We start from the raw sequence: 11292 nt of genomic DNA, 5'->3' as shown, positions 1-11292 counted from the left end.
CTCCCTCGCAGCACTGCTCCCGCCCGTGGGTAATCGAGAACGAAACGGTCGACCGCATTCGCCGCCTGGGGGCTGGCTTGCCAGCGGCTGGGCGCACCATACCTTCCTGCTTATATATAAGGAGAGATGGAAGCGCCTGTGCAGCTTTCATCTTTAATCCTCCTTTAATCACGGTATCCTTCACTCCCGGGTGTCGAGGGGCTTGCCCCTGCGCGGCACCCGGGCAGCCGTTTTTTACCGCACGACGTTGAACCGACGTCGCTGCGGCCGGTCTCAGCCACACCGGATAGCCCTGCGCAGTGCTATCGCGCCGCTTCCTCGGCACACTCACTGGCCTGGCCCAGCGTGTAGACTTGCGCCAAGGCAGGCGGACCACGCTGCCACTATCCATCGAAGGAACCGGCAATGAACGAACAAACATCGCGCCTGAATCGGGAACGGCGCTTTCTGGTGCTGTTGGGCCTGATCTGCCTGTCGCTGATCGGCGGCGCCCTCTACATGCAGGTGGTGCTGGGCGAGGCACCGTGCCCGTTGTGCATCCTGCAGCGCTACGCGCTGCTGTTCATTGCCGTGTTCGCCTTCATCGCCGCAGCCATGCCGGGGCGGCGCAGCCTGACCTTCTTCGAAGCGCTGGTGGTGCTTAGCGCAGTTGGCGGAATCGTTGCGGCTGGCAACCATGTGTATATACTCGCCAACCCCATGGTCAGTTGCGGTATCGACACCTTGCAACCGATCGTCGATGACCTGCCGCTGGCCAAGCTGTGGCCGCTGGCGTTCCAGGTCGACGGCTTCTGCAGCACGCCGTACCCGCCGATCCTCGGTTTGTCGCTGGCGCAATGGGCGCTTGTGGCGTTCGTGCTGACTGCCATCCTGGTACCGCTCGGGATCTACCGCAACCGACGCCAGGCTTAGACAAAAGTCCCGAATTACATGGGGTCTTTTGCAGCGCATGAGAAGAGCGAAAAGTTGCACACCGCTTGATCCAGATCAACCTCAAGGCCTTGCAGAATGCGGCTTTGAGGCCTAGCAAGCGGGGTGCGACAAACTGTCGCGAAGTTGAATTATCGAGCGCTATTGTTACGTATTCTGTAAAAGACTGTTGCTCAATAAGTCATAGTCAATGGTTGGCGACCTCACTACAATCGCCCCCAATTTCCGTTCGGCACTGCTTGCGAGTCGCAGGATTGAAGGAAGCCCCAGCGCTCCTTTTTGCTGACTTCGTCAAGTTTCGCCCAACGGCGATACCGGGCGGACCCCCCTCCGCGTTTTCCCGCACCAAATGGACTTGGTCTGAAGTACAGGCCTGTTGCCTACGAAACCATAAGCACCGCTAACCCGCTTGAAGCCAAGGTCCTGCAGTCGGACCCCAGGCAGGAGCGAGTACGGGCGCGAAATGCCTCACTTGGCAGGACGAAGTGTTGGCTACCAAAACACAAATTGCATTGAAGCAAGCTGATCTAGAGGTCGTGAGATGAGTAAAAAGCGTTACCCCAGACTGTTTGGCATATTGCCCTTTTTAGGCATGCTTTTACTCAGTGGGTGCAACTGGACCCTGCTCGACCCGAAGGGCCAGGTCGGCATTGAGCAAAAGAACCTGATCCTGATCGCTACCGGCCTGATGCTGCTGGTGGTGATTCCTGTCATCATCATGACCCTGGCCTTCGCCTGGAAGTACCGTGCTTCCAACAAGGCAGCCACCTACACCCCTGACTGGTCGCACTCGACCAAGATCGAGGCCGCGGTGTGGATCATCCCGATCCTGATCATCATCGCCCTGGGTTACGTCACCTACCACTCCACCCACAAGCTGGACCCGTACCGTCCACTGGATTCCGATGTGAAGCCGGTGCAGATCGACGTGGTCGCGCTGGACTGGAAGTGGCTGTTCATCTACCCGGAGCAGGGCATTGCCACGGTCAACAAGATCGTCTTCCCGGCTAACACCCCGGTCAACTTCCGCGTCACTTCCGACGCCGTGATGAACTCGTTCTTCATCCCGGGCCTGGGCGGCCAGATCTACGCCATGGCCGGCATGACCACCAAGCTGCACCTGATCGCCAACGAAAACGGCGAGTTCGACGGTATCAGCGCCAACTACAGCGGTGCTGGCTTCACCGGCATGAAATTCAAGGCTACTGCCACCTCCCAGGAAGACTTCGACAAGTGGGTCGCCGAGGTCAAGCAGTCGCCGAAGAAGCTGGACAAGGCCGAATACGACGCCTTGGCCAAACCAAGCGAAAACAACCCAGTCGCGCTGTATAGCGAGGCCTCGCCAGAGCAGTTCCAGCTGATCGTCGACAAGTACGAAGGCATGAACCGCGGTCGTAGCCACGAAGAAGCAGGCAGCAAAGATCTGGCCACAACCAAGGGTGTGGAATCGAGTATGCAACCAGCTGCCGGTGCAGAGGAGTAAGAGATGTTCGGTAAACTAAGCCTGGAGGCGATACCCTATCACGAGCCGATAGTCATGGTGACGCTTGCCATGATCGCGCTCGGCGGTATCGCTGTCGTCGGTCTTATCACCTATTTCCGCAAGTGGACCTACTTGTGGAGCGAGTGGCTGACTACTGTCGACCACAAAAAGATCGGCGTGATGTACATCATCGTCGCGATGGTCATGCTGCTGCGCGGCTTTGCCGACGCCATCATGATGCGTACCCAGCTGGCTGCCGCAACCGGTGGCTCCGAAGGCTACCTGCCGCCTGAACACTATGACCAGATCTTCACCGCTCACGGTGTGATCATGATCATCTTCATGGCGATGCCGTTCTTCACCGGCCTGATGAACCTTGCGGTTCCTCTGCAGATCGGTGCACGTGACGTTGCCTTCCCGTTCCTGAACTCCCTGAGCTTCTACCTGCTGCTGGCAGGCGTGCTGCTGGTCAACATCTCGCTGGGCGTTGGTGAATTCGCCAAGACCGGCTGGGTTGCCTATCCGCCGCTCGCGGGCATTCAGTACAGCCCTGGGGTGGGCGTTGACTACTACATCTGGGCGCTACAGCTATCCGGATTGGGTACGACGCTTACCGGCGTGAACTTCCTCGTCACCGTGATGAAGATGCGCGCACCTGGCATGAAGCTGATGGACATGCCGATCTTCACCTGGACCTGCACCTGGGCCAACGTACTGATCGTTGCTTCGTTCCCGATCCTGACTGCTGCACTCGCGCTGCTGACTGTTGACCGTTATCTGGACTTCCACATTTTCACCAACGAGCTTGGTGGGAACCCGATGATGTACGTCAACCTGTTCTGGGCGTGGGGTCACCCTGAGGTTTACATCCTGATCCTGCCGGCCTTCGGCGTGTTCTCGGAAGTAACTTCGACGTTCTCTGGCAAACGCCTGTTCGGCCACCACTCGATGATCTACGCATCGGGCGCGATCGCCATCCTCGGCTTTGCGGTATGGCTGCACCACTTCTTCACCATGGGTGCCGGCGCCAGCGTCAACACCTTCTTCGGCCTGGCGACGATGCTGATCTCCATCCCGACCGGTGTGAAGCTGTTCAACTGGCTGTTCACCATGTACCAAGGCCGTGTGCGCTTCACCGCACCGATGCTCTGGACCCTGGGCTTCATGGTCACCTTCTCCATCGGTGGCATGACCGGCGTACTGCTGGCCGTTCCGGGTGCTGACTTCGTCCTGCACAACAGCCTGTTCGTAATTGCGCACTTCCACAACGTGATCATCGGTGGCGCGGTATTCGGCTACATCGCCGGTTTCGCCTTCTGGTTCCCGAAAGCCTTCGGTTTCACCCTGAACGAGAAGTGGGGCAAAGCTGCCTTCTGGTTCTGGCTGTCGGGCTTCTACGTTGCGTTCATGCCGCTGTACGCCCTGGGCTTCATGGGCATGACCCGTCGTCTGAACCACTCCGACAACCCACTGTGGGAACCCTACCTGTACGTAGCCGTTGTCGGCGCCGTGCTGATCCTGTTCGGTATCGCTTGCCAGCTGATCCAGCTGTACGTATCGGTTCGCGACCGCAACCAGAACCTGGACGTGACCGGCGACCCATGGGGCGGCCGTACTCTGGAATGGTCCACTTCGTCGCCACCTCCGTTCTACAACTTCGCTCACATGCCTGAGCAGGTTGGCCTGGACGCATGGCACGAAACCAAGGAAAGCGGCAAGGCTTACAAGCCAGCGACCAAGTTCGACGCTATCCACATGCCGAGCAACACCTCCACCGGTTTGTTCATGGGCCTGTTCCTGACCGTCTTCGGCTTTGCCTTCATCTGGCACATCTGGTGGCTGGTTGGCGCAAGCCTGGTTGCAACCATCGCTGTCTTCGTTCGCCACGCTGCGCGTGACGACCAGGGCTACATGGTTCCGGCCGAAGAAGTGGCGCGCATCGAAGGCGAGCGTATGAAAGCGCTGGCCAAAGCAGGTGCTCTGCCTGCCGGCGCACGTGTCGAATCGTTTGAGCGGGTGTAATCAATGTCCAGTCAAGTAATGCACGGCGGCGCTGCTCATGGTCACGACCATGGGCATGACGACCACCACCACGACTCGGGCCAGATGACCGTACTGGGCTTCTGGCTGTACCTGATGACCGACTGCATCCTGTTTGCGTCGCTCTTCGCCACCTACGCGGTGCTGTCCGGCAGTTTTGCCGGCGGCCCGTCGGGTCATGACATCTTCCAGCTCGATTTCGTAGCTGTTGAAACGCTGTTCCTGCTGCTGTCCTCGATCACCTTCGGCTTCGCCATGCTGAAGATGTTCGATGGCAAGAAAGCAGGTGTACTGGGCTGGTTGGCTGTGACCTTCCTGTTCGGTGCAGGCTTCATCGCGATGGAAATCTATGAATTCCATCACCTGATCAGCGAAGGCTTCGGCCCGCAGCGCAGTGGCTTCCTGTCGGGCTTCTTCGCCCTGGTAGGTACCCACGGCCTGCACGTGACTGCTGGTCTGATCTGGATGGCAATCATGATGTACCAGATCAACAAGCACGGCATCACGCCGACCGCCAAGACCCGCATGAGCTGCCTGAGCCTGTTCTGGCACTTCCTGGACGTGGTCTGGATCTGCGTATTCACCGTCGTTTACCTGCTGGGAGTTCTGTAATGGCTAACGCACACGACACTCATCACGAAGGTAACCACGGCAGCGTCAAGTCGTACATGATCGGCTTCGTACTGTCGATCATCCTGACCGCGATCCCGTTCGGCCTGGCCATGACCGCCAGCCTGCCGAAGAACCTGACCGTTCTGATCATTGTTGCCATGGCCGTGATCCAGGTAGTTGTTCACCTGGTTTACTTCCTGCACATGGACCGCTCGAAAGAGCAACGCAACAACGTATCGACGTTCCTGTTCACCACGTTGGTGATCGCTCTGCTTGTCGGCCTGTCGCTGTGGATCATGTTCAGCATCCACTTCGAAATGTTGGCCAAGTGAGGTAAGACTGCATGTCCGTTAAGCACTTTATCCAAATCACCAAACCGGGGATCATTTTCGGTAACGTGCTTTCCGTGGCAGGCGGTTTCTTCCTTGCCTCGAAGGGCCATGTGGATTTCGCCCTGTTCCTGGCGGCGGTGATCGGTACTTCGCTGGTGGTTGCGTCCGGATGCGTGTTCAACAACTGCATCGACCGTGACATCGACCACAAGATGGAGCGCACCAAGAACCGCGTCATGGTTCAGGGCGGCATGTCGCTGCCCCTCGCGCTGATCTACGCCACCCTGCTCGGGGTGGCGGGTTTCAGCCTGCTGTATGTCCAGGCCAACCCGCTGTCGGCGTTCTGTGCGCTGATCGGCTTCATCGTCTACGTCGGTTTCTACAGCCTGTGGCTGAAGCGTAAATCGGTGCACGGCACCTTGGTCGGCAGCCTGTCGGGTGCCATGCCTCCGGTGATCGGCTACTGCGCCGTCAGCAACAGCTTCGACCTGGCTGCGGTAACCCTGCTGGTGATGTTCAGCCTGTGGCAGATGCCGCACAGCTTTGCCATCGCCATCTTCCGCTTCAAGGATTACAGCGCTGCCAACATTCCGGTCCTGCCGGTGGCGCGTGGTGTTCTCGCGGCGAAGAAGCAGATCGTGCTGTACGTGCTGGCCTTCGTGCTCGCCACCTTGATGCTTACCCTCGGCGGTTACGCCGGCCTCGGCTACCTGGCCGTGGCAGCTGCCATGGGCCTGTACTGGCTGTACATGGCTTGGGGTGGCTACAAGGCCGAGGACGACAGCAAGTGGGCCCGCAAGGTGTTCGGCTTCTCCATCCTCACCGTCACTGCCCTGAGCGTGATGATGGGTGTGGACAGCCAGACTGCTGCGGACGTGCTGATGACTTACGCACGCTGAAACTGCTGCCTGTTTCACGAAAACCCCGGCCATGTGCCGGGGTTTTTTTATGCCTGTTTTTCCTGTGCCGGCCCTTTCGCGGGCTTGCCCGCTCCCACAGGTACGGCGCAAGTCTCAGGGCCTGTGGATAACCCCGTGGGAGCGGGCAAGCCCGCGAAGAGGCCAGTACAGGAAACATAAATTTCAGTTTTTCGAAAAATACATCTGAAAAAATCTAACAAAACAGGAAATTGTCCTTTACAGGCATCCTGTTTCGGCACTATCGTCTGATCCAGGCCGCCACATCGGCCAACGTCGCTCGGACGGTTCCGGGCGCTTACGTACTCAGAGGAAGCCATGGCCAACCCAGGTTCGCCGCGCCGCTTTGCGCGCATCGATCGTCTCCCACCTTACGTCTTCAACATCACTGCCGAGCTCAAGATGGCTGCCCGCCGCCGTGGTGAGGACATCATCGACCTGAGCATGGGCAACCCCGATGGCGCCACCCCGCCGCACATCGTCGAGAAGCTGGTGCAGGTTGCCCAGCGTGAAGACACCCACGGCTATTCCACCTCGCGCGGCATCCCGCGCCTGCGCCGGGCCATCTCCAACTGGTACAAGGAACGCTACGAGGTCGACATCGACCCGGAAAGCGAAGCCATCGTTACCATCGGCTCGAAAGAGGGCCTGGCCCACCTGATGCTGGCCACCCTCGACCAGGGCGACACGGTGCTGGTGCCCAACCCCAGCTACCCGATCCATATCTATGGTGCGGTCATTGCCGGCGCCCAGGTACGTTCCGTGCCGCTGGTGCCGGGCGTGGACTTCTTCAACGAGCTTGAGCGGGCCATTCGCGAGTCGATCCCCAAGCCGAAGATGATGATCCTCGGCTTCCCGTCCAACCCTACCGCGCAGTGCGTGGAGCTGGACTTCTTCGAGCGTGTGGTGGCGCTGGCCAAGCAGTATGGCGTGCTGGTGATCCACGACCTGGCCTATGCCGACATCGTCTACGACGGCTGGAAAGCCCCGTCGATCATGCAGGTGCCAGGCGCCAAGGACATTGCGGTGGAGTTCTTCACCTTGTCCAAGAGCTACAACATGGCCGGCTGGCGGATCGGGTTCATGGTCGGTAATCCCGAGCTGGTCAGTGCCCTGGCGCGGATCAAGAGCTACCACGACTACGGCACCTTCACCCCGCTGCAGGTTGCCGCCATCGCTGCGCTGGAAGGCGACCAGCAGTGCGTGCGCGACATTGCCGAGCAGTACCGCCAGCGCCGCAACCTGCTGGTGAAAGGCCTGCACGAACTGGGCTGGATGGTCGAGAACCCCAAGGCGTCAATGTACGTGTGGGCGAAGATCCCGCCGGAGTATGCACACCTGGGGTCGCTGGAGTTTTCCAAGAAGCTGCTGGCGGAGGCCAAGGTGTGCGTGTCGCCGGGGATTGGTTTTGGAGACTATGGTGATGACCATGTGCGCTTTGCCCTGATCGAGAACCAGGACCGCATTCGCCAGGCCATTCGCGGGATCCGGCAGATGTTCCGGGCTGACGGCCTGGCCCGCAAGTAAGGCCATTGGGGCTGCAAAGCAGCCCCAAAATCTACAGCAGGGCGACTTTTCCGCCTGCATTCCCCCGCTCGGCCTACCTATCTTCAGCACTCATTTCTCACCAAAGAGATCCCCCATGAGTGTCTTCACCGCCTATTTCTGCGGCACCGGCTCGCACCGTTTCGACGACGCCAACCCCAACTTCTGGAACGGCGAACTGGTCTCGACCCTGGCCAGCAATGACCAGGGCCGCGAGTTCGCTCACTGGATCGCCGTGGATGGCCCCGGCAGCGGCAACCTGCAGGATGACAACCTGTTCGTCGAACCCGGTGGCTACTTCAACTGGACCGGCCAACTGTTTGGCCGCGGCTGGGAAGAAAACGTCAACCATGTGCTGCAAGTGATCAAGGGCGAAAGCAGCTGGCAGCGTACCAAGCTCAGCGAGGATGAATACCAGCGGCTGAAGGATGCTGGAGTGCCCATCCCGGACGCCTCTTCAACCGCCTCCTGGTTCTGGCGCACCTATGACTATGGCGACCGCTACCCAACCCCGCAGGAGCTTCAGGAGCGCATCATCAGCATGTTCCGCAAGCCGCGCCTGCCCACCCAGGTCAACCTGGTGGGCTGGAGCAGGGGAGGTATCAGCTGCCACATGCTGGCCAACGCCATGGCACAAGACCCGGTATTGCGCGGCATACCGGTGAACATCTTTGCCATCGACCCGGTGCCGGGAGTCGGCAATATACAAGCCGAGCGCGTAACGCTGGCTGATAACGTCAAGGAGTATGTAGGCTTCTACTCGCGGGATGAGCGCTCCAAAGGCTTTGCCTGCGTGATCCCTGCAGTCGCAAGCAATACGCGAATATGCATCTATCCGATGCCGGGTCGGCATGCCACGTTGGTCGGTAACGCCTCGGCTGACGGTGCGGGTGACGGCAAGGTACTGGCGGAACCGGGGCTGATCGTTCGCCATTTTGCCGAAGTCTGCCTGACCCGCTGGGGTGTTCAGTTGGACAAGCGCCTGGCCTTGGGTGACAGCCAGTTGATGAAGTATCACCAGCTCATGGCGGCTGCTGACAAGCAGTATCAGGCCATGCGCAGTGCGTCTTACACCGTACTGACAGAGGGCGAAAAGCACGACCGCCTGGTGCACTGTGGTGAAGCCCGCACGCACTTCAGCAAGGTGCAGGGTGGGGAGTACGACCCGAGCGCAGGCCTGGCTTTGCAGCGCTGGGATGCCGCTACCTATAAGGCCATCTGCTAGCCGTAGCGGGCGGTCGGATCAGCGGCAAAATTTTTTGCATTGCCCCTCTATCCAGCCGGCCCCGCTTGGAATGAAAATGGCGCCGCGGGCCAGCCCCGATAACAACAACCTTCCCTCCGTGCCATCATGTCCGAATATAACCCTTGCCTTGACTGCGGCGCCTGCTGCGGGTACTTCCGTGTGTCCTTCTTCTGGGGCGAATGCCAGTCTGCCGGGGGCGTTGTGCCGGACGATCTGGTGGTGCAGATCAACCCCACCCGCGTTGCCATGATCGGCACCGATGCCAAGCCTTGCCGCTGTGTCAGCCTTGCTGGCGAGATTGGTAAAGAGGTGGCTTGTACCATTTATGCCAACCGTTCCAGCCCGTGCCGTGAGTTTGATGCCTCGTGGGAGGGTGGGGTGCATAACCCCAGCTGTGATGATGCGCGGGCGGCGTATGGGCTGCCGCCGCTGACCCCGCCCGGGGCTAACGAGCCGCATTGGCCGGATGATGGGGCTGAGGTGGCCTGATCGTAATGGGTTAGCCAGTACCGGCCCTTTCGCGGGTGAACCCGCTCCCACAGGGATTGCGCTGCTTTCAAGGCTGGTGCAGTACCTGTAATTGCCACAGGTACAACACTGCTCTCAAGGCTGGTGCAGTACCTGTGGGAGCGGGTTCACCCGCGAAAGGGCCATCAGCTGTAAGAAGATTCTGAACTTGAAACCAAATGCTTCAGGTTGCCAGGGATTAGGAATTATCCTACGACCTCAGTCGGATGCCGTCTGATAGGCAAGTAGGATCCTCAGAGATAACGTTTCAGCGTCGCCACAATTGGCGATCGGGTGTGAGAAGCCCGGTGTTTCGAGATAGCTTGCCAGTTATGGCAGCCGTGCGCGTGCAGACTTCGGTCTGGCCGTGGGTATCGGAACACGGTCTTCTCACCCCGCGTACGGCTGCCACCTTATCTGTGAGAAGGATGCGAGTGGTTGCCTCTGAAAATATTTCCGAGATAACTATGAAAAAACTTGTACCTGACCCACCCGTCACAGACCTCACCTACCAAGCCGCCAAGTCCCAGGCCACCCAGGTCATGGACAACCTCTCCGACACCATCCTCCAATACCTCGACGCCGAAGCCCCAGCCCTGCGTTCCAGCCTGCTGGAAGCGATGTCAGCCCAGACCGATCTGCTACAAGCCCTGCTAGCCCACATGAAAGCGCAAGAGGCCAAGGCATGAGCGCCCCCCTTAAATCCCGCACCACCGCTGGCGTGGAAAAATTCCTCGAGCTGTACCGGGTAGAGCCGGGCGTGCCGCTCGACCTGGCATTCGATGAATTGTCGGTTTTGATCGGCTGCATCAAGCACCTGAACGAAGAGGCCGAGATGGAGGGCGACAAGATCGCCGGCAGCGCGGCGCGGATCCTGAGTGCCATGGCCAAGGCGCTGATCAATGATATGGAAGTGGGGTTGAATCGCGGCGCCTGAAAGATCCTGGGGCCGCTGTGCGGCCCTTTCGCGACGCAAGGCCGCTCCCACAAAAGCGACGCGGTCCCTGTAGGAGCGGCCTTGTGTCGCGATGGGCTGCAAAGCAGCCCCGGGATGCCGGAACCTTGCACATGAAGTTAAACTGTCATCTCCCCAGCAATGGACAGGAGATCCGGCGTGACCCCACCCCGCAGTTTCCCCAGTGACCTCTGCCTCGACAGCCCGCGCCTGCACTTGCGCCCCATGCGCCATGCAGATGCCGCGCAGTGGCTGGCGATCATGGCCGACCCCGAGGTCATGCGTTATTGGCACCATGCCCCCTGGCAAGACCTGGCCGAAGCCGAAAGCGCCCTGGCCGCCGACCGTGAAGCCTATGCCAACGGCGACCAGCTGAAGCTCGGCATGTATCGTCGTGACAACGGCGAGCTGATCGGCATGGTCCAGCTGTTCAACATCGACGACATGTCCCGCCGCGGCGAAATCGGCTATTGCCTGGCCAGCGCCGTGCAGGGCAGGGGCTACATGGACGAAGCGCTGACCTGCTTCATCGACTACCTCGCCCACACCCTGCACATGCGCCGCCTGGAAGGCGAGATCGACCCGCGCAACCAAGGCTCGGCACGTACCCTGGAGCGCCAGGGCTTCGTGCTCGAAGGTACGCTGCGGGCGCGTTGGTGCGTCGCTGGCGAGTTGTCCGATTCGGGTATCTATGGCCTTCTGCTAGAGCCCCCGGTTGCCTAGGA

At 59.8% G+C, this 11292-nt stretch carries 12 protein-coding genes; all 12 read left to right on the top strand.

What is annotated here, in order from left to right:
* The first annotated feature begins 405 nt into the window (after nucleotides 1-405).
* The 12 genes from ABE456_RS15090 (at nucleotide 406) to ABE456_RS15035 (ending at nucleotide 11290) form a co-directional block, all read left to right on the top strand.
* Nucleotides 406-912 carry a disulfide bond formation protein B gene (locus tag ABE456_RS15090; RefSeq protein WP_346644627.1) on the top strand — a complete coding sequence of 169 codons (507 nt, stop codon included), beginning with the start codon at nucleotides 406-408 and terminating at the stop codon, nucleotides 910-912.
* A gap of 559 nt (nucleotides 913-1471) precedes the next feature.
* On the top strand, nucleotides 1472-2413 hold the full coding sequence (gene cyoA / locus ABE456_RS15085) for a ubiquinol oxidase subunit II (RefSeq protein WP_012270558.1): 942 nt from the start codon (nucleotides 1472-1474) through the stop codon (nucleotides 2411-2413).
* 3 nt (nucleotides 2414-2416) lie between these two features.
* Entirely contained in the window at nucleotides 2417-4435 is a 2019-nt protein-coding gene (gene cyoB / locus ABE456_RS15080) for a cytochrome o ubiquinol oxidase subunit I (RefSeq protein WP_346644626.1), read from the top strand.
* Nucleotides 4436-4438: 3 nt separating this feature from the next.
* Entirely contained in the window at nucleotides 4439-5065 is a 627-nt protein-coding gene (cyoC, locus tag ABE456_RS15075) for a cytochrome o ubiquinol oxidase subunit III (RefSeq protein ID WP_012051225.1), read from the top strand.
* Nucleotides 5065-5397, top strand: coding sequence for a cytochrome o ubiquinol oxidase subunit IV (gene cyoD / locus ABE456_RS15070; RefSeq protein ID WP_003248599.1), 333 nt, complete (start codon nucleotides 5065-5067; stop codon nucleotides 5395-5397). Before cyoC ends, cyoD begins: the two co-directional genes overlap by 1 nt.
* Before the next feature lie 11 nt (nucleotides 5398-5408).
* A complete protein-coding gene (cyoE, locus tag ABE456_RS15065) occupies nucleotides 5409-6296 on the top strand; it encodes a heme o synthase (RefSeq protein WP_346644625.1) in 888 nt (295 codons plus the stop codon).
* A 336-nt stretch (nucleotides 6297-6632) separates the two neighbouring features.
* Nucleotides 6633-7841 carry an alanine transaminase gene (gene alaC / locus ABE456_RS15060; protein WP_201198563.1) on the top strand — a complete coding sequence of 403 codons (1209 nt, stop codon included), beginning with the start codon at nucleotides 6633-6635 and terminating at the stop codon, nucleotides 7839-7841.
* A gap of 115 nt (nucleotides 7842-7956) precedes the next feature.
* Nucleotides 7957-9084, top strand: a complete 1128-nt coding sequence (locus ABE456_RS15055; RefSeq protein WP_346644624.1) for a hypothetical protein — start codon at nucleotides 7957-7959, stop codon at nucleotides 9082-9084.
* 126 nt (nucleotides 9085-9210) lie between these two features.
* Nucleotides 9211-9594 (top strand): YkgJ family cysteine cluster protein, encoded by a 384-nt coding sequence (locus ABE456_RS15050; protein ID WP_172221163.1) that lies wholly within the window; start codon nucleotides 9211-9213, stop codon nucleotides 9592-9594.
* 485 nt (nucleotides 9595-10079) lie between these two features.
* Complete coding sequence (locus ABE456_RS15045) at nucleotides 10080-10301, top strand: hypothetical protein (RefSeq protein WP_346644623.1); 222 nt, start codon at nucleotides 10080-10082, stop codon at nucleotides 10299-10301.
* On the top strand, nucleotides 10298-10549 hold the full coding sequence (locus ABE456_RS15040; protein WP_346644622.1) for a DUF3077 domain-containing protein: 252 nt from the start codon (nucleotides 10298-10300) through the stop codon (nucleotides 10547-10549). Before ABE456_RS15045 ends, ABE456_RS15040 begins: the two co-directional genes overlap by 4 nt.
* Before the next feature lie 177 nt (nucleotides 10550-10726).
* Nucleotides 10727-11290, top strand: coding sequence for a GNAT family protein (locus ABE456_RS15035; RefSeq protein ID WP_201198571.1), 564 nt, complete (start codon nucleotides 10727-10729; stop codon nucleotides 11288-11290).
* Nucleotides 11291-11292: the final 2 nt, after the last annotated feature.

This window comes from Pseudomonas sp. TWI929 (genome assembly GCF_039673335.1).
In the GTDB taxonomy this organism is placed as follows: Bacteria; Pseudomonadota; Gammaproteobacteria; order Pseudomonadales; family Pseudomonadaceae; genus Aquipseudomonas.
This window is presented reverse-complemented; position numbering and strand designations above follow the sequence as displayed.